At 66.1% G+C, this 18,893-nt stretch carries 16 protein-coding genes and 1 pseudogene; 10 read left to right on the top strand and 7 right to left on the bottom strand.

All coding sequences use genetic code 11. From position 1 onward, the window contains the following. Positions 1-187 precede the first annotated feature (187 nt). From C380_RS22570 to C380_RS22550, 5 genes are all read left to right on the top strand, one after another. The gene (locus tag C380_RS22570) at positions 188-922 is read left to right on the top strand and encodes a hypothetical protein (protein WP_015016153.1); all 735 of its coding nucleotides are present in this window, start codon (positions 188-190) and stop codon (positions 920-922) included. A 62-nt stretch (positions 923-984) separates the two neighbouring features. Next, the gene (locus tag C380_RS22565) at positions 985-2,589 is read left to right on the top strand and encodes a Re/Si-specific NAD(P)(+) transhydrogenase subunit alpha (RefSeq protein WP_015016152.1); all 1,605 of its coding nucleotides are present in this window, start codon (positions 985-987) and stop codon (positions 2,587-2,589) included. 35 nt (positions 2,590-2,624) lie between these two features. Beyond that, a complete protein-coding gene (pntB, locus tag C380_RS22560) occupies positions 2,625-4,037 on the top strand; it encodes a Re/Si-specific NAD(P)(+) transhydrogenase subunit beta (RefSeq protein ID WP_015016151.1) in 1,413 nt (470 codons plus the stop codon). 93 nt (positions 4,038-4,130) lie between these two features. Continuing rightward, on the top strand, positions 4,131-5,810 hold the full coding sequence (locus tag C380_RS22555; protein ID WP_015016150.1) for a long-chain-fatty-acid--CoA ligase: 1,680 nt from the start codon (positions 4,131-4,133) through the stop codon (positions 5,808-5,810). 118 nt (positions 5,811-5,928) lie between these two features. Further along, positions 5,929-6,681 (top strand): 5'-methylthioadenosine/adenosylhomocysteine nucleosidase, encoded by a 753-nt coding sequence (locus C380_RS22550; RefSeq protein WP_015016149.1) that lies wholly within the window; start codon positions 5,929-5,931, stop codon positions 6,679-6,681. 210 nt (positions 6,682-6,891) lie between these two features. Here C380_RS22550 and corA read toward each other — a convergent pair whose 3' ends face one another. The 5 genes from corA to C380_RS22525 all read right to left on the bottom strand — a co-directional run bounded on the left by corA (position 6,892) and on the right by C380_RS22525 (position 11,204). Next, complete coding sequence (gene corA / locus C380_RS22545; RefSeq protein ID WP_015016148.1) at positions 6,892-7,878, bottom strand: magnesium/cobalt transporter CorA; 987 nt, start codon at positions 7,876-7,878, stop codon at positions 6,892-6,894. 221 nt (positions 7,879-8,099) lie between these two features. Then, positions 8,100-8,888 (bottom strand): uracil-DNA glycosylase family protein, encoded by a 789-nt coding sequence (locus C380_RS22540; RefSeq protein WP_043565777.1) that lies wholly within the window; start codon positions 8,886-8,888, stop codon positions 8,100-8,102. A gap of 53 nt (positions 8,889-8,941) precedes the next feature. Then, positions 8,942-9,442, bottom strand: coding sequence for a ribosomal protein S18-alanine N-acetyltransferase (gene rimI, locus C380_RS22535; protein ID WP_015016146.1), 501 nt, complete (start codon positions 9,440-9,442; stop codon positions 8,942-8,944). 21 nt (positions 9,443-9,463) lie between these two features. Next, on the bottom strand, positions 9,464-10,177 hold the full coding sequence (tsaB, locus tag C380_RS22530; RefSeq protein WP_015016145.1) for a tRNA (adenosine(37)-N6)-threonylcarbamoyltransferase complex dimerization subunit type 1 TsaB: 714 nt from the start codon (positions 10,175-10,177) through the stop codon (positions 9,464-9,466). Positions 10,178-10,223: 46 nt separating this feature from the next. Then, entirely contained in the window at positions 10,224-11,204 is a 981-nt protein-coding gene (locus C380_RS22525) for a DMT family transporter (RefSeq protein WP_015016144.1), read from the bottom strand. 90 nt (positions 11,205-11,294) lie between these two features. Here C380_RS22525 and dacB point away from each other — a divergent pair, with 90 nt between their 5' ends. The 5 genes from dacB to C380_RS22500 all read left to right on the top strand — a co-directional run bounded on the left by dacB (position 11,295) and on the right by C380_RS22500 (position 16,521). Next, entirely contained in the window at positions 11,295-12,770 is a 1,476-nt protein-coding gene (gene dacB, locus C380_RS22520) for a D-alanyl-D-alanine carboxypeptidase/D-alanyl-D-alanine-endopeptidase (RefSeq protein WP_015016143.1), read from the top strand. A 31-nt stretch (positions 12,771-12,801) separates the two neighbouring features. Next, the gene (locus C380_RS22515) at positions 12,802-13,071 is read left to right on the top strand and encodes a SemiSWEET transporter (protein ID WP_015016142.1); all 270 of its coding nucleotides are present in this window, start codon (positions 12,802-12,804) and stop codon (positions 13,069-13,071) included. Positions 13,072-13,204: 133 nt separating this feature from the next. Continuing rightward, on the top strand, positions 13,205-14,503 hold the full coding sequence (locus C380_RS22510; RefSeq protein ID WP_015016141.1) for a lipase family protein: 1,299 nt from the start codon (positions 13,205-13,207) through the stop codon (positions 14,501-14,503). A gap of 163 nt (positions 14,504-14,666) precedes the next feature. Continuing rightward, complete coding sequence (locus C380_RS22505) at positions 14,667-15,809, top strand: SGNH/GDSL hydrolase family protein (RefSeq protein WP_015016140.1); 1,143 nt, start codon at positions 14,667-14,669, stop codon at positions 15,807-15,809. Between the two features lie 25 nt (positions 15,810-15,834). Next, complete coding sequence (locus C380_RS22500) at positions 15,835-16,521, top strand: OmpW family protein (RefSeq protein ID WP_015016139.1); 687 nt, start codon at positions 15,835-15,837, stop codon at positions 16,519-16,521. 77 nt (positions 16,522-16,598) lie between these two features. On the opposite strand, the pseudogene C380_RS22495 reads toward C380_RS22500, so the two are convergent. Together C380_RS22495 and C380_RS22485 are read right to left on the bottom strand one after the other, a co-directional pair. Beyond that, positions 16,599-17,821: pseudogene (locus tag C380_RS22495) on the bottom strand (IS3 family transposase). A 109-nt stretch (positions 17,822-17,930) separates the two neighbouring features. Next, positions 17,931-18,884: an SGNH/GDSL hydrolase family protein gene (locus tag C380_RS22485; RefSeq protein WP_015016138.1), complete on the bottom strand. Its 954-nt coding sequence runs from the start codon at positions 18,882-18,884 to the stop codon at positions 17,931-17,933. Positions 18,885-18,893 lie beyond the last annotated feature (9 nt).

Genomic DNA, 18,893 nt, shown 5'->3' with positions numbered 1-18,893 from the left:
TTTTCTTCATGTAAGCTCGCGGTCAGCTTGCCCACCGGCAGCGCCGCAAGAAGTGTCCGATACCAGGGCGCTTTCAACACATTTTTCACCAGCGACACCGAGCTGGTTGTTGCATGGCAGGAGCCGTCGAAAGACGGACCCGGGTGCCGTGGGATGATTGAAGGCGAATTCGTATGAACCTTTCTCTATGACTCTGACCATTTCAAAGTTCCGGCGGCTGCTGCCTCTCTTGCCCGTGTTGGCTGTGACGGTGTTCACGGCTGCCTGCGCGCCCCTCACTGTTCCTCCCCAATTCGAATACCCCGTGGGCCGCGCCCGCCTGGTGTTGCCGGCGGGAGCGTGGCAGGACCTGGGTACTTCCGGGGAAGCCGTTACAGGCTCCGGAGGACGTACCTCGCTTCAAACTCGCGACGTAGCGCTGCGTGGTGCGCAAGGTGAATGGCTGGCTGTGCTGCGCGTGCAGACCAACGTCACCAGCGACCTGCGCGGGTCTCCGCAAGGGGTGGGGTACTGCCCGGCTCAACAGGACGTCATGGTGAAGGACGCTGCCGATGGCAGCCCCGTGCGTGCCGACTGTCTGCGTTTCAAACTGTGGGCGAGCAGCCCCAAGTGGCTCGAAAAGAACCGGCCCGACCTCGTTCAATGGATGTCCAGCCGCCAGATCGCACTAAAAGCTCCCTATTCGCATGTGGGGTATCGCTACGTCACCGAAGCGGGTGTCTGGGTGGTGGTGGATGCCTTGGTAGATCAGCGGCTGTTGAGTACACGGCCGCGCAACAACGAAGAACTCCTGGTGGCGGGCCGACCCGCGCAGCAATGGGCCTATGACCTGGCCCAGGCCGTGCGCCAGAGCGCCGGCATGGTGGACGGTCATCTGGCCATCCCGCAGTTCCCCTTCCCCATACCCACCTCCAGGCCTTAGCGCTCAAGACCTCCCTGTCTGGCGGCCTGGCATAACGATTACGAAACTTGAGGAGACCTCTGATGCAGACAAGCCCCGTCCCGCAGCCGCAGCGTATCGGCGTGCCCAGGGAAACCTTCCCTGGCGAAAAGCGCGTGGCCACCGTGCCCGATGTGGTGGAGAAGCTGATCAAGCTGGGCTTTGCCGTCGCGGTGGAGTCCGGGGCTGGGGATGCCGCCAACTTCAGTGACGATGCCTACCGCGCTGCAGGCGCCGAGATCGTCAGCGACGCTGCGGCACTGTGGGCGGCATCCGACATCGTCTTCAAGGTGCGCCCGCCCAGCAGCGATGAAGTGGCGCGGATGCGCGAGGGCACCACCCTCATCGACTTCATCTGGCCCGCCCAGAACCCCGATCTGATGCAGCAGCTGGCCGCCAAGAAGGCCACGGTGCTGGCTATCGACTGCCTGCCCCGCACCCTGTCACGCGCCCAGAAGATGGACGCGCTCACCTCCACCGCCGGGGTCAGCGGCTACCGTGCCGTGATCGAAGCCGCCAACGCTTTCGGCCGCTTCTTCAACGGCCAGATCACGGCCGCAGGCAAAGTGCCGCCCGCCAAGGTGTTCATTGCGGGCGCTGGCGTGGCAGGCCTTGCCGCCATTGGCACCGCTGCCAACCTCGGCGCCATCGTGCGCGCCAACGACACGCGCGCCGAGGTGGCCGACCAGGTCAAGTCGCTGGGCGGCGAGTTCGTCAAGGTGGACTACGAAGAAGAAGGATCGGGCGGCGGCGGCTATGCCAAGGTCATGAGCGAAGGCTTCCAGGCCGCGCAGCGCAAGATGTACGCCGAGCAGGCCAAGGACGCGGACATCATCATCACCACCGCGCTGATCCCCGGCAAACCCGCGCCCAAGCTCATCACCGCCGAGATGGTGCAGAGCATGAAGCCCGGCAGCGTGATCGTGGACATGGCCGCCGAGCAAGGCGGCAACTGCGAGCTCACCGTGCCCGGCGAGGCCGTGGTGCGCCATGGCGTGACCATCGTGGGCTACACCGATCTGGCCTCGCGCCTGGCCAAGCAGTCGTCCACGCTGTACGCCACCAACCTGCTGCGTCTGACCGAAGAGCTGTGCAAGGCCAAGGACGGCGTGGCGGTGGTCAACATGGAAGACGACGCGATCCGGGGCCTCACCGTGGTCAAGGACGGCGCCATCACCTGGCCCGCCCCGCCGCTCAAACAAGCACCGGCGCCCGCACCCAAGGCAGCGGCCCCGGTGGTCGAGAAGAAATCGGGCCATGGCCATGGCACGGGCGCGCCCATGTCCGCCAAGACGCTGACCATCGTTTTTGCCGTGATGGCCGTGCTGTTCTGGGCCGTCGGTGCCTACGCGCCCGTGGCCTTCCTGGGACACTTCACCGTGTTCGTGCTGGCCTGCTTCATCGGCTACATGGTGGTGTGGAACGTGACGCCCGCGCTGCACACGCCGCTGATGAGCGTGACCAACGCCATCTCCAGCATCATCGCCATCGGTGCGCTGGTGCAGATCGCGCCGCCCGATGCGGGTGTGAACGGTCGGCCTGACGGGCTCATCCTGTGGCTCGCCTTTGCCGCCCTGGTGCTCACGGCCATCAACATGTTTGGCGGCTTTGCGGTCACGCGCCGCATGCTGGCGATGTTCCGCAAGTAATCCGATAACGACAAGAACAACGAGGAGCAAAGAACATGTCCCAAAGTCTCGCTACCGTCGCCTACCTGGGCGCGGCCATTTTGTTCATCCTGAGCCTGGGTGGGCTTTCCAATCCTGAAACCTCCCGCCGGGGCAACCTGTTCGGCATGGTCGGCATGGCGCTGGCCGTGCTGGCCACCGTGTTTGGCCCCCGCGTCAGCCCGGCGGGCGTGGCCTGGATCATCGGCGCGCTGGTCATTGGCGGCGGCATTGGCCTGTATGCGGCCAAGGTCGTCAAGATGACGCAGATGCCCGAGCTGGTTGCGCTCATGCACAGCTTGGTGGGCTTGGCGGCCTGCCTGGTGGGGTTTGCCAGCTATGTCGATACCTCCATCCAGCTGCAGGGCGCGGAAAAGATCATCCACGAGGTGGAGATCTATGTCGGCATCCTGATCGGGGCGGTCACCTTCAGTGGCTCGCTGATTGCCTTTGGCAAGCTCAACGGCAAAATCGGCGGCAAGCCGCTGTTGCTGCCCGGCCGCCACTGGCTCAACCTGGTGGCGCTGCTGGTGGTGATCTGGTTTGGCCGCGAGTTCCTGCGCGCCGAGACCGTCGAGCAAGGCATGGTGCCGCTGATGGTGATGACGGTGATTGCGCTGCTGTTCGGCATCCACATGGTCATGGCCATTGGCGGGGCCGACATGCCGGTGGTGGTGTCCATGCTCAACAGCTACTCGGGCTGGGCGGCGGCGGCCACGGGTTTCATGCTGTCCAACGACCTGCTGATCGTGACCGGCGCGCTCGTGGGCTCCTCGGGCGCCATCCTGTCTTACATCATGTGCAACGCGATGAACCGCAACTTCATCAGCGTGATCGCCGGGGGTTTTGGCTCCGGTGCTGGTGCGCCCGCCAAGAAGGGCGACGCTGCCGAGCCGCAGGGCGAAGTGGTACCCGTGGCTGCCGCCGAGACGGCTGAGCTGCTGCGCGATGCCAAGAGCGTGATCATCGTGCCCGGCTACGGCATGGCGGTGGCCCAGGCGCAGCACACGGTCAACGACATCGTGAAGACCCTGCGCGACAAGGGCGTGCAGGTGCGCTTTGCCATCCACCCGGTGGCGGGCCGCATGCCGGGCCACATGAACGTGCTGCTGGCCGAAGCCAAGGTGCCCTACGACATCGTGATGGAGATGGACGAGATCAACGAGGACTTCCCGGACACCGACGTGGCCATCGTCATCGGCGCCAACGACATCGTGAACCCCGCCGCGCAAGACGACCCCACCAGCCCCATCGCCGGCATGCCGGTGCTGGAGGTGTGGAAGGCCAAGACCTCCATCGTGATGAAGCGCTCGATGGCCTCGGGCTACGCGGGGGTGGACAACCCCTTGTTCTACAAGGACAACAACCGCATGCTGTTTGGCGATGCCAAGAAAATGCTGGACGAGGTACTGACCGCGCTCAAGAGCTGACGGGCATAATCCCTCCACAATAAAAGCACGACCGTGCTGAAAACATCGGCGTGCTTGCAGGACCCCCATAAAACCTACCAGGAGACAATCCCAATGACCGACCGCCCGTGGCTGGCCGCCTATCCACAAGGTGTTCCCGCAGACATCGACACCACGCAGTACAGCTCCCTTGTGGCGCTGATGGACGAGGCCTTCAAGAAGTACGCCAACCGCGTGGCCTACAGCTTCATGGGTAAGGACGTGACCTACGCCCAGACCGATTCGCTCTCGAGCGCGTTTGCGGCCTACCTGCAGGGCCTGGGGCTGGTCAAGGGCGACCGCGTGGCCATCATGATGCCCAACGTGCCCCAGTACCCGGTGACCGTGGCGGCCGTGCTGCGCGCGGGCTTCGTGGTCGTCAACGTGAACCCGCTGTACACGCCGCGCGAGCTGGAGCACCAGCTCAAGGACTCGGGCGCCAAGGCCATCGTCATCATCGAGAACTTTGCCACCACGCTGGAGCAGTGCATTGCGCACACGCCCGTCAAGCACGTGGTGCTCTGCGCCATGGGCGACCAGCTCGGTCTGCTCAAAGGGACCCTGGTCAACTACGTGGTGCGCAACGTCAAGAAGATGGTGCCCGCTTACAACCTGCCGGGTGCGGTGCGCTTCAATGACGCCGTGGCCCAAGGCACGCGCGGCACCCTCAAGAAGCCCGACATCAAGCCGGACGACATCGCGCTGCTGCAGTACACCGGCGGCACCACGGGCGTGAGCAAGGGCGCGGTGCTGCTGCACCGCAACGTGATTGCCAACGTGCTGCAGTCCGAGGCCTGGAACGAGCCCGTGATGAAGAAGGTGCCGGCGGGCGAGCAGCCCACCAGCATCTGCGCGCTGCCGCTGTATCACATCTTCGCGTTCACCGTGAACATGATGCTGAGCATGCGCACGGGCGGCAAGACCATCCTGATCCCCAACCCGCGCGACCTGCCTGCGGTGCTGAAGGAGCTGTCCAAGCACACCTTCCACAGCTTCCCGGCCGTCAACACGCTGTTCAACGGCCTGGCCAACCACCCCGACTTCAACACCGTCAACTGGAAGAACCTCAAGGTCTCGGTGGGCGGCGGCATGGCGGTGCAGGGCGCCGTGGCCAAGCTCTGGCTCGAAAAGACGGGTTGCCCCATCTGCGAAGGCTATGGCCTGTCGGAGACCAGCCCTTCGGCCAGCTGCAACCCCACCACCAGCACCGAATACACCGGCACCATCGGCGTGCCGCTGCCCAGCACCTCCATGAAGCTGCTGGACGACGAGGGCCGCGAGGTCACCACGCTGGGCGAGCCCGGCGAAATCGCCATCAAGGGCCCGCAGGTCATGGCCGGCTACTGGCAACGTCCCGATGAAACTGCCAAGGTCATGACCGAGGACGGCTACTTCAAGTCCGGCGACATCGGCGTGATGGATGCGCGCGGCTTCTTCAAGATCGTGGACCGCAAGAAGGACATGGTGCTGGTCAGCGGCTTCAACGTGTACCCCAACGAGGTCGAAGAAGTGGTGGCCAACTGCCCGGGCGTGCTCGAATGCGCCGTGGTGGGCGTGCCCGACGACAAGACCGGCGAGGCCGTGAAGCTCGTGATCGTGAAGAAGGACCCGGCGCTCACCGAAGCGCAGGTCAAGGAGTTCTGCCGCCACGAACTCACCGGCTACAAGCAGCCCAAGGTGATCGAGTTCCGCACCGAGCTGCCCAAGACCCCCGTGGGCAAGATCCTGCGCCGCGAACTGCGCGACAAGAAGTGACGCGGCCTGCCGGCACGTCACAATCCCCAGGCGGCTTCGGCCGCCTTTTTTGCGACCGCGCGGCCCCGGGTGGCGCGGGTGTTTTGTGGCCCCATGACATGACCCCAAGGACTTTTGCATGAGCACTGCCATCCTGAGTGCACTGCCCGAAGAACAAAGCTCGCTGGTACAACAGCTGGCGCACCCGCAGCGGCTGATGCACGCTGGCCGCGCGTTCTGGCGCGGAGAGCTGCACGACCGCCCGGTGGTGCTGGCGCTGTCGGGCATCGGCAAGGTGGCTGCTGCCACCACGGCCACGGCCTTGATCGAGCATTTTGGCGTGGCGCGCATCGTCTTCACGGGCGTTGCGGGCGGGGTCGGCGATGGGGTGCACCGGGGGGATGTGGTGGTGGCCCAGGACTATGTGCAGCACGACATGGATGCCTCGCCGCTGTTCCCTCGGTGGGAGCTGCCGGGCTATGCGCGCACCCGGCTGGCGTGTGATCCGGTGCTGACAGCTATGCTTTTGGAAGCTGCCAGCCTATGCGTCACTAGCGCAAGCAGCCTCTGGGGCTTGAAAAACATCCATGGAGGTGCCCACCGGGCACACCAGGGCCTGGTGGCCAGCGGTGACCGTTTTGTCTCCACCGCCCAAGAGTCCGAGCGCCTGCGCTCCGCCTTGCGCGCGGCCGGGCACGACGTGCTGGCGGTGGAAATGGAGGGCGCTGCCGTCGCCCAGGTGTGCCATGACTACGGCCTGCCCTTTGCCGCCGTGCGCACCATTTCTGACCGCGCCGACGATGCCGCCCATGGTGACTTTGCCCAGTTCGTACAGACCGTGGCCAGCCGGTACGCTGAGCACATGGTGCTGTCGTTTCTGCGGAAACTATGAAATTGATAGCGGCCAGGGCATATTGCACTAGCGCTTGTGGCAGATTTTCCCTCTAAAGAGGACTCCGCCGCATCCCATTGGCTGTTCGCCACGCCACGCTGCGCTGCAACCGGCGCTATGTATCCACCAGCGCCACCGCGGAGCCGGCTTTGCCGGGCCGCTGGAGGCGTCCCCCCGTCGGGGGGAAGGCGCGCAGCGCCACAGGGGGGGCTACTTCAACCAGCCGCGCTTGCGGAAGTACCACATGGGCCCGAGCGCGCTCGCCAGCATCAGGCCCAGCGCATACGGGTAGCCCAGCGACCAGTCCAGTTCGGGCATGAACTTGAAGTTCATGCCGTACACGCTGGCGATCAGTGTGGGTGGCAGCAAGGCGACGCTGGCCACCGAGAAGATCTTGATGATCTTGTTCTGGTTGATGTTGATGAAACCGACCGTGGCGTCCATCAAGAAGTTGATCTTGTCGAACAGGAACGCCGTGTGGTTGTCCAGCGACTCGATGTCGCGCAGGATCTGGCGGGCTTCCTCGAACTGCTCGGAGTTGAGCATCTTGGAGCGCATCATGAAGCTCACGGCGCGGCGGGTGTCCATCACGTTGCGGCGGATGCGGCCGTTCAAGTCTTCCTGGCGCGCGATGGCGGCCAGCACCTCGCCAGCGCGGGTGTCCGTCACGTCGCCGGCCAGCACCTGCTTGCTCACGGCCTCCAGCTCGTCATAGATGTTCTCCAGCGTGTCGGCCGAGTATTCGGCGTCGGCGTCGAACAGCTTGAGCAGCACTTCCTTGGCGTCTTCAATCAGCCCGGGCGCGCGGCGCGCGCGCATGCGCAGCAGGCGGAACACGGGCACGTCTTCGTCGTGGATGGAGAACAGCACGCCCCGACTTTTCAGGTTGGTGTTGTGCTGGTTCAGGATGAAGGCCACGCGCACCGAACGGGGGTCTTCGTCGTCATCGATCAAGAAGTCGCTGCGGATGTGCAGCTCGCCGTTGTCTTCCTCGTAGAAGCGGGCGGATTCCTCGATGTCCTCGTCCATCGCATCCTCGGGGATAGACAGGCCGTAGTGCTGCTTGATCCAGCGCTTTTCTTCGAGCGTGGGGGCTTCCAGGTCCACCCAGATCGGCTGGAACTTGGTCAGCTCCTCCAGGGACTCGATTTCTTCCTGGAACAGCCGGCCATTGGCGAGCGTAAAGATGTTGAGCATGGGCTCACTCCCTTGTTTTTTGGCGTCTGCGGTGTGGGGGTAGGGGTGCTTTCAACCCCACAGCAGTCAAATGCGCCGGGAGCTGAAAGCTACCAACTCGGGTAGGTTTCCAAGGAGCTGTCTCCGTAAAAATTAGGCAAGCGGCGGATTATGGCACCGGGCGACGGTCTCGCCGGTCCGGCGGGGGGCATGGAAGGGACTGGGATCCTGCCAACAGGCTCTCAGCCCTCGGCCTCGGCACTGCGCACCATGGCCAGCGCCCGGCACAGGTCAGCCCAGGCGGCGGCCTTGTTGTCTTGGGAGCGCAGCAAAAAGGCGGGGTCGTAGGTCACCACCGCCGGGCAACCGGCCAGCACATGCGGGCCCGCGCGCAGGCGACCCAGCGGCTCGGTGCGGCCCAGCGCCGCGCGTGCCGCCACATGGCCCAGCACCAGCACCATGGCGGGCTGCAGCTGGGCCACAGCGTCGGCCAGGGCTGCAGGAATATCGGCGCTGGCTTCCGTGCCGGGCGCAGACCGCTCCAGAGCCGCCAGGAACACGCGCGGGTGCCGGTGCAATTGCATGGCCCGCAGCATGTTGTCGAGCAAGCGGCCCGCATCGCCACCCAGGGGCTCGGCGGGGGTCAAGCTCTCGGCCACGATGAGCCAGCCCCGGCCCAACCCGGCGGGCGTTTGCGCCGGGTCGGCGGTGGGGTAGAGCGTCTGGGGTGGGTGCAGCCGCAGGGCGGGCGCGGCCGCGCCTGTGGTGGCAGGTGCAGGGGTCGGAGCCGGCGGTGCGCTGCGGCTGGTGGTGTGGGCTGGTGGCGCTTGAGGGCGCTCGGCGAGCGCAGGGGCCGGGGTCTGTGGTTGTGCGCGCGCCGGCGCCATGGCAGGTGCCGCCACGGCCGCAGGATCTGCTGAGGCGGTTGCCGGGGGCTGGGCGCTGGCCTCCTGGGCGGGGGATGGGCCCCACACGGTGACGCCCATTTCTTGCAGCATGGCGCGCTGTCGCGCATCGAGGTGGAGGCTCATACAGAAAGAAAACAGGCCATCGGTGGTTCAGCAGGGTCGGGTGCGGCGTGGGGTCAGAGCGCCAGGCTCATGACCACAGCGTCTTCGCGTTGGCCGTGCGCGGCGGGGTAGTAGCGCTTGCGGTCTCCCACGCGGCGGAATCCGTGGGTCTGGTAGATCTGCTGGGCGCGCAGGTTACTCGCCCGCACCTCCAGCCACAGCCATTGTGCACCGCGCCCGCGTGACCACAGGGCCAGGGCGTCCAGCAGCACGCGGGCCCAGCCCTGGCGCTGGTATTCGGGGGTGACGGTGATGTTGAGCAGGTGCACTTCATCCACCCCCATCATGGCCACAAAGTAGCCCAGCAGGTGGTCGTCCGCCATCAGCAGCTGCGCCTCGTAGCCAGATGCCAGCGCGTCGGTGAAGTTGCCACGGGTCCAGGGGTGCGAATAGGCGCGCTGTTCCACCGCCAGCACGGCATCCAGCCGGGCCAGGGTCAGCGTCTCGAAGCGCGCCTCGGGGCGGGCGGTGCTGGCGCCGGGCGGCAATGCAGAAGAAGTAGGCAGTGCGCTCATGGGGGATTCATTCACCACATCTCAGGGAGTGGCCGCCGCCTGGGCGGCGCGCAGCGCGGCCCGTTCGGCGGTGGTTTGCGCCACTTTATCGCGGATGTAGCGCGGCAGGGCATCGCCCGCTGCCACGGCTTTACCCGCAGCGATCAGGGCGGGTGCCAGGCGCAGCAGGGCCGTGGCGGTGGGCAAGGCCGCGACGTGTGGCGCGGTGGGCGCCAGCCGGTCGCCATAGGGCGCGCGGGCATTGCCTGCCACCGTCCAGCCTGTGGGCGGCTGCACCGACTCGGGGGCGCCCAGGCCGAAGTCCTCGTCGGTCTGCCAGCGAGCCTCTCCCGGCAACCATTCGCAGCGCGCGTGGTAGACCTCGTCCATGCGTGCATCCAGCACCGCCACCACCTGCGTGCAGCCGTGTTGCTGGCGGGCCTCCTCGGCCACGGCCAGCAGGGTGTCCACCGGCAGCACGGGCACTCCTTGCCCGCCCTTGGCACCAAAGGCCAGGCCCTGGGCCACGGCGCAGGCGGTGCGCAGCCCGGTGAACGAGCCGGGGCCGCGCCCGAACACCACCGCATCCAAGGTGTCGAACGTCAGGCCCGCCTGCGCCATCAGCGCGCGCACCGCTGGGATCAGCGCCGCCGAGGCCTGCGCGCCCCCGGGCCCCTGGTGCTGCCAGACCCCATCGCCATGCTGCACAGCGATGGAGAGGGTGTCGGTACTGGTGTCAAAGGCAAGCAGATTCATGGGCAGGGTCGGGAGGTATGGGGTGGCGCGGCGGGGACAAAGGCGCTCAGGACGCCGCTTTGGCAGCGGCTGCGGGTGCCTGGCTTTTGCGCAGCACCCCCACGAGGATACCGGCGGTGACCAGCAGCAGGCCGGCCACCAGGTTCCAGTGCATCGGCTCATCCAGAAAAACAACTGCGCCTACGGCCGACAGGCCGGGCACCAGGGCTGTGATCATGGTGGAGCGCACGGGGCCATAGTGCTGGATCATGCGTGTGAAGCCAATGCCCGAGACCACCACGGAGCCCCCGCCCTGGAACAGCATCTGGAACGCGATCTCGCTCCACGGTGCCTGGGCCAGATGGCTGGTGACTGCACCCAGCCAGACCAGCAGCGCATAGCTGGGCAGGTACACCATGCAGGCAAACGCGGTGATGGCGATGGTGGCCTGCACCGCGTCGACCGCGTGGCGCCGCGCCAGCACGCTGTAGGTGGCCCAGGACGATGCGGCCAGCATGAACAGCAGGTCGCCCTTCCACACGTCCCCGCCCGAAAACGCCGCCAGCAGGCTGCGCCCGCCCACCAGCAGGTCGCCCGCCACGATCAGCGCCAGGCCGGTGGCGCGCAGCGGCGTGATGTGGTCGCGCAGCAGCCAGGCGGCCAGCAGCGCCGTCCACAGCGGCAGGCTGCCCGGCATGAGCACCGCCGCATGGGTGGCCGGTGCATGGAAGAACCCTGAATAGGCCAGCAGCGCGTACAGCAGCCCGCCAAAGCTGCCCAGCAGCGCCGTGGTGCGCAAGGGCAGGGGCGAGATGCCCGCCAGGCTGGACGCCGGTGCCGAGGCCCCCAGCGCCGCGTGGCGCCGTCGCACCATCCACCAGCCCCAGGGCAGCAACACCAGGCTGGCGCCCACGATGCGCAGCAGCGCAATGTCGAACGGGGTGAGCGTGCGCTGGGCTGAGGCGCGGGCGATGATGATGAAGCCCGTCCAGATGGTGACGGTGACCACGGCCGCCAGCAGGCCGATGGTGCGGGGAGAAAAACGCATCGGTCGATTATCGGCGCCCGCCGCAGGGCGTGCTGGCGTGGGGCACAGTGCGGCGCCTAGTGCAGGTGTGTGGGCGATAGACTCCCCGCCATGTTGTCTGTTTCTGCTCTTTGGCGCCGCCGTGTGCTGCGTGGTGTGGTGGGTTGGGGTGCTGCGTGGCTGATGGCTGCGGGTGGGGTGGGCTCGGCGGGGGCGCAGACGGCGGCACCCGCCGCAGGCACTCTGCCGCCCGAGGTGGAGGCCGCCCTGGCGCGCGCCAAGCTGCCGCGCGAGTCCCTGTCGGTGATGGTGGTGGACGCGCAAGCTGTAGGCAAGGCCAGCCCGCGCCTTGCGCACCGTGCCCAGGTGCCCGTGAACCCCGCGTCGGTGATGAAGCTGGTGACCACCTATGCAGCGCTGGAACAGCTGGGCCCCGCCTATGTCTGGAACACGCCGGTCTATGTGCAAGGTACGGTACAGGACGGCAGCCTGCGCGGCAATGTGTACATCCAGGGCCAGGGCGATCCCAAGCTGGTCATGGAGCGACTGTGGCTGCTGATGCGGCGGCTGCAGGGCCAGGGCATCCAGGTCATCGTGGGCGACATCGTGCTGGACCGCACGGCGTTCGATGTGCCCGACCAGGACCCGGCGCGGTTTGATGGCGAGCCGCTGCGGCCCTATAACGCATCCCCCGACGCGCTGCTGCTGAATTACAAGTCGTCGGTGATGACCTTTGTGCCCGATGCGGCTGCCGGCTTGGCCCGTATCCAGTACGACCCGCCACTGGCCGGAGTGCAGCGCCAGCCCACCGTGGCGCTGGCGGCGCCGGGCGCGGATTGTGGGGACTGGCGTACTGCCCTGCGTGCGGAGTTGTCGGACCCCTCGAAGGTGTCGTTCCAGGGCGTGTACCCTGCTGCCTGTGGCGAACGCGTGTGGCCGGTGGCGGCGGCCGACCCGCGCGGCTTTGCGGCGCGGGCGGTGGAGGGTATGTGGCGCGATCTGGGCGGCAAGCTCACGGGCAGCGTGCGAGACGGCAAGGTGCCCCCGGGCCTCAAGCCCGCGTTTGTGGTCACATCCCCCGCACTGTCCGAGGTGGTGCGCGACGTGAACAAGTACAGCAACAACGTGATGGCGCAGCAGGTCTTTCTGACCCTGGCGCTGCAAAAAAACGGCGTGGCCACGTTCGACGGCGCCCGCGAGGTGCTGCGCCAGTGGTGGCAGGCCCGCATGGGCGATGCGGATCTGCCGCAAGTAGACAACGGCGCCGGGCTCAGCCGCGATGCGCGCCTGACTGCGCAGGCCCTGGCCCGCATGCTGCAGGTGGCCTGGGTATCGCCCGTGATGCCGGAACTGGTGGCGTCGCTGCCGATCACGGGGGTGGATGGCACGCTGCGCCGCAGCCAGAGCCGGGCGGGCACAGCCCACCTCAAGACGGGCAGCCTGCGCGACGTGATGGCTGTGGCAGGCTATGTGCATGCCGCCAGCGGGCGCCGCTATGTGCTGGTGGCGGTGGTCAACCACCCCAACGCAGGGGCGGCGCGGCCCGTGCTCGACAGCCTCATCGACTGGACGGCACGTGAGCAGTGAATAATCGCTGCTGCCCTGCGTTTTCCCCACCATGCAACTCCATGAACTGATCGGCTATCTGGCCGCGTGCCTGACCACCTGCAGCTTTGTGCCGCAGGCCCTGCACACCTTTCGCACGCGGGACGTGAGCGGTATCTCGCTGGGCATGTACAGCGTGTTCACGGTGGGGGTGGCACTGTGGCTGGCCTACGGCCTGGCGCTGGCGGCCTGGCCCATCGTGGTGGCCAATGCCATCACCTTGGCCCTCGCGGGCACCATCCTGGGCATGAAGGTTTTGTACGGCGTGCGCCGTCCCGACTGACTGGTCTAACAGGCCTGCGCGCGCTGTCGCCTAGGTGTCTGGCGGCGCCCGTCCTCCCGCGTTATCCCCTATGGATGCTGCAGCGCAGGTGCGCGCACGATGCGTCGTTCTTCACTGACCGAGGTATCCATCCATGACCTATTTCCGCCTTACCTGTGTGGCCGCTGCGGCGGTCCTGCTTGTCGCCTGCGGTGGCTCTGACGACCCGGCGCGCGGCGCACTGATCGACCCACCTGCCACGCTCACCACGCTCACCGTGGCGCAGATCGACGCGGCCACGGCCAGCAGCGGCCTGCAGGCGATCAGCGGCAAGGCCAAGTGCGATGTGAAGGTGGTGTCGCTGAACTATGCGACCGTGGGGGCCAAGAGCGGCGAAAACACCAACGCCTCGGGCGTGATGCTCGTGCCGGCCGGCAGCTGCACCACCGCAGCCCCGCTGGTGGCCTACGCCAAGGGCACCGATGTGCAAAAGCCCCGCACCCTGGCCAACCCGCAGGACAGCGAAACCTTCCTGCTGGCGGCCATGTACGCCGCGCAGGGCTATGCCGTGGTGGCCACCGACTACCTGGGCTTTGCCAAGTCGGGCTACAGCTACCACCCCTACCTGCATGCGGATTCAGAAGCCACATCGGTCATCGACTCGGTGCGCGCTGCACGCAATGCGGCAGGCACGGTGGGGGCTACGCTGTCGGGCAAGGTGATGTTCACCGGTTACTCGCAGGGCGGCCACTCGTCCATGGCGGCGCAGCGCGCGGCCGAGCGGGACTACGGCAACGAATTCAACGTGGTCGCGGGCGCGCACTTGGCCGGCCCCTACAACCTGTCGGGTTCGCTGCGTATTCCCGACGCGATCGCGGGCGTGCAGTTCTTTGTGCCCTACCTCGTCACCGCCTGGCAGAAGGTCTATGGCAACGTCTACACCGACGTGAAGGACGTGTTCAAGGCGCCGTACTCCGGCTACATCGAGAACCTGCTGCCCAATCCCACGCTCAACTACACCACCCTGGTGACCACGGGTACGCTGCCCTCGGGCACACCCAACCAGGCGCGTGACGCGCTGTTCCAGTCGGCGTTCATTACCGGCTCGCAGACCAGCACCACCCACCCGCTGTACCTGGCCGCCAAAAAGAACGACTTGCTGGGCTGGACCCCCAAGGCGCGTGTGATGCTGTGCGGCGGCGCTGGCGACCCCACGGTGCCCCCAGCGGTCCACATGGCCGTCATGAAAGCCGACTTTGATAGCCGGGGTGTGACGAACGTCAGCACAGTTGATGTGGATGCTGCCATCCAGGCCACCTACGGCCCCGGCGGCAAGGCTCCCACCGACCCCACCTCGGCAGCTTTTGCCACCTACTACGGCAGCTACCACGGCACCTACGAGCCACCTTTCTGCCACGCGCAGGCCAAGGCGGTGTTCGACACGGTCAAGTGACAGCTGTGATGCCTGCGTGAAGCCCCAAAGGGTTCGCAGGCTTTTAGAACCCCACCCCTAAGCCCCACCGGTGTTTACCCGGTGGGGCTTTTTTGCGTTGGCGAATATGATTTGCGAGGAATAGCACGGTCGTTCTATTTTTACGATAACAGGAGTGATACCGATGGTTTTTCAGCGCAAGGCTTTGTGGGTTTCTCTGGCGGCAGCGTCGCTGCTGGTGGCGTGCGGGGGCGGCGGTGCCGACACCTCGCCGGTGGCGCCCATCAAGACCGTCAAGGTCATGGGTGACAGCATCGCCGACAGCGGCACGTTCGGCTTCAAGTTCACGGTGCAAGGCAGCGCACCTACAGGCCCGGCGTCCACGCCCATCTGGCCCGAACTGGTGGCGAGCAACTACGGCAGCACGCTCTGCCCCCGCTATGTGTCCACCGGCAGCGCGTTCAACAACGCGGCGGGCTGCACCAACTACGCCATTGGTGGCGGTCGCATCAACAACTTCACGGCGCCTGCGTCGCCTGTCTCCATCGTCAAGCAGCTGACCGACGCAGGGGCTGACGGCTTCAGCGCGGGGGACCTGTTGCTGATCGACGGCGGCGGCAACGACGCTGCAGACCTCATCGGTGCCTACCTGTCGGCCTCCAAGGATGGCGGCAAGGCTTTCGGCGCGCTGCTCTCCACCCTGCTGCCTGCGGCCACGGTGAACGCCGGCCTTGCGGGCGGTGCCACGGGCCAAGCCCAGGCGGGTGGCGCCTATATGGTGGCGCTGGCCGACAAGTTCCACGACGCGATCGAGGCCAATGCCTTGAGCAAGGGCGCGCAGCGTGTGGCGGTGCTGAACATGCCCGCCATCGACAAGACGCCGCGCCTGCAGCAGGTGCTCGGCGGCATCACGGCGTCTGCGGGCGCTGCCGCCAGCGCGCAGGTGCAGGGCCTGCTCAAGGCCTGGCTCGAAGCCTTCAACGCCCAGCTGGCCAAACGTTTTGCGGGCAACAGCAAGGTGGTGGTGGTGGACTTCTACACCTCGTTCAACGACCAGGTGGCCAACCCCGCGCAGTTCGGGCTGACCAATGCCAAGAACACCGCATGCCCCATCACCGGCCAGGGTGCGGACGGCCTGCCCAGCTATACCTTCCCCACCTGCACGGCCGCCGCCCTGTCGGCGCAGACACCCCCTGCCGGCGCCACGGGGGGCGCGGACTGGTGGAAGACCTATGCGTTCTCCGACAGCTTCCACCCCACGCCGTATGGCCACCAGCTGGTCAGCCAGCTGGTTTCGCGTTCGCTGGCCCGCGCGGGCTGGCTGTAATCGGCAGTTGAAGGGTTCATACACCATGCAAAACAAAACCATCACCCCTTCCCTGGCTGGCGCTGTGGCTGCACTGGCGCTCACCCTGTCCGGCGGCGCGCAGGCCCAGACCGCTGGCAGCTGGCTGGTGCGCGCGGGCGCCACGCAAATCGCGCCCCAGGTCACCAGTGGCGACCTGTCCGCGCCCAGCTTCACGGGCACCAAGGTGGACGTGCATGCCGACACCCAGCTGGCTGGCGGTATCACCTACATGCTCACCGACCACTGGGCGGTGGACGTGCCCCTGGCCCTGCCTTTCAAGCACAACATCATGGGCGCCGGAGCCATCGCCGGCGTGGGCAAGATCGGCGAGGTCAAGGTGCTGCCCATGACCGTGTTCGCGCAGTACCGCTTTCTGGAGGCCAATGCGCGGGTGCGCCCCTACGTGGGCCTGGGCGTGACTTACGCCAAGTTCTTCAAGGAGCGCGGCACCGCAGCGCTGACGGGGCTCACCGGCGGCAGCCCTTCGCGTCCCACCACGCTGAGCGCTGAATCCCGGTTTGGCCTCACGCCGCAGGTGGGTGTGAGCATTGCGCTCAACGACCAGTGGTCGCTGGACTTGGCGTATTACAAGACCTTTGTGAAGACCCGCAACACCCTGTCCACGGGCCAGACCATCGACGTCAAGCTCAACCCCAACGTGGTGGCGCTGGGCGTGGTGTATCGGTTCTGATCTTCATCCGGGGCAGATCGATGGTGACCCGTCCTGAATAGCGTTGACACCCAGGACGGTTAAAAACTCCAGCCGGACTATCCGGCCAATGACGCCCGATGCACTGCATCGGGCGTTTGCATTTTCAGCGACAGATGCGGTCGCTCGCAGTTATAGATGTCGACTGACTGCTCGACCATGCGTCTGGCCTGCCCCAGATCGGCGGGGCGCTGCAGCAAGAACTCACTCTTCAAGATGCCATTGACCCGCTCGGCCAGCGCGTTCTGGTAGCAGTCGTAGCCGTCCGTCATCGAGCAGATCACGCCGTGGCGCTTGTGCAGGGCCTGGTAGTACGTCGCGCAGTACTGGATACCCCTGTCGGAGTGGTGCACCAACTGTCGGCTGCTCTGTCGCCCCGAGAGCGCCATCTTCATGGCCTGCGCCACCTCTTCGGTCTGCAGGCTCTCATGCACGTGCCAGCCGACGATCTTCCTGGAATACGCATCCGTGACCAGGCTCAGATAGACGAACTTGCCGTGTGTGGGCAAGTAGGTGATGTCAGCCACCCAGACCTGCTCGCTGCCGCTGGCGTGGATCTGTTGCGGCCCTACCTTGAGAAGGTTCGGATGGTGCCTGAAGCGGTGGTGACTGTCTGTTGTCTTGTGATACGCCCGCCGGGGTGCCACCAGCAGCCTGGCATTGCGCAGGACGTCGAACATTGCATCGCGGCCCAAGTCGATGCCTCGGCGCTGTAGCGGCTCCTGCAATAAGTGGTGCAGCTTGCGCGTGCCTATGCGTGGTTGGCGCATGCGCTGCTCGCGCACCAACTCCACCACCGTCTGCGCATTCGCCAAGCGATCGGCCTCGCGGCGCCTACCCTGGTAATACGCCTGACGGCTGTGGCCCATATGCTGGCAAGCCCTCTTCACGCTCAACCCTGCGATGAGGTTTTGCGCGAGGACTTGCCCAAAGGCTTTTTTACGATGCGCACCCCATAGTCCTTGCGCAGCACGTCGATGACGGCTTCGAATAGCCTGGCCTTCTCCTGCGCCTGTGCGAGCTGCACCTGCAGCGCCTTGATCTGCTGCTCGGGCGTGCGGTCCTTTGGTCTTGTCTAGCGGCATGATGCAGATGATGCCGCAGGACTCCAGCCCAGGCGACCGTGCTTGCGCAGCCAGACCAGAACCGTCGAGCGACCCTGGATGCCGTAGTGCTGCTGCGCCTGTTTGTACGTGAGCTCGCCTTTTTCCACCTGCTCCACCACCGCCAACTTAAAGGCCAGTGTGTAGTCGCGCTGCGTGCGTTTGACACTTGATTCCATGACACATACCCTTTTTGAAAGGTCCTCGTGTCAACGCCAGGCAGGACGGGTCATGGCCCACAAAAAAGCCGCCCAGTGGGCGGCTTTTTGCTGGGCGGAGCGCGCCGGCTTACCAGCGTGCGCGCAGGCGGTCGTAGGCGTAGGTGCCAAACTGGCGCTGGGCCGATGGCGTGAGGTACACGCTGTCGGCAAACACGAACGAGGTGACATTGGCACCCGACAGCAGCGTGGACGACGTGCACAGGGCCGAATTGACCTGGCCCGCGCCGATGCCGATACCGTTGTTCGCGTCCACCGACGTGCACACTGCCGCCGTGGAGTTGTTGAAGCCATAGTTGCCCGGCACGCTGGTGTACAGGTTCACGTAGTAGGCCGAGTCCACGTACAGCACGTTGGCGCCCAGGTCCACGATGCCGACCAGCAGGCCTTCGTTGAAGCGGCTGCTGGCGTTGCTCAGCAGGGCTTCGCGGCCGATGGTCTTGGCCCAGGGGGTCTTGCTCAGGTCGTAGGTGCCGGTCACCACCACGTACTTGGCGCCCGCCGTCACCAGGCGGCGCACCTGGGCCGCGAGGTCCTCACCGGCCTTGCGGGCGGCGGCCACCATGGCGTCCTGGGTCAGGGTGCCTGCGTTCACAGCGGCCATGCCGGCGATCACGTCGCTGACACCGCCGCTCACCATCACCACATCAGTGGCTGCAAAGCTGCCGCTGGCCAGGAAGGCGTCGATCTGTTCGGTGACGGTGCGGGTGCTGGCATTGCCGGCCGCATCGGGTTTGGCACTGACGCGGGCATTGCCGGTGGCGTAGCTCAGGCCGCCTGCAGAGACCGGGGTGAGCGATTTGCCGTAGTTGGCCACCACCTGCAGGGTCCAGTTGTTGACGCTGCCGTCATTGACTGTGTAGCGCGAGCCGTTTTGCCCCACATCGTTCATGGCGTCGCCGAACGCAATGAAGCGCTGGGGCGTGATGGCCGATTCGGTGGTGCTGGAACCGCAGGCCGCGAGCAACGCGGCCGACGCACATGCGGCGACCATGAGGGTGCGGCGCATCCAATTTGCTGCCATGTATTTCTC

It is taken from the genome of Acidovorax sp. KKS102 (assembly GCF_000302535.1).
In the GTDB taxonomy this organism is placed as follows: Bacteria; Pseudomonadota; Gammaproteobacteria; order Burkholderiales; family Burkholderiaceae_C; genus Acidovorax.
This window is presented reverse-complemented; position numbering and strand designations above follow the sequence as displayed.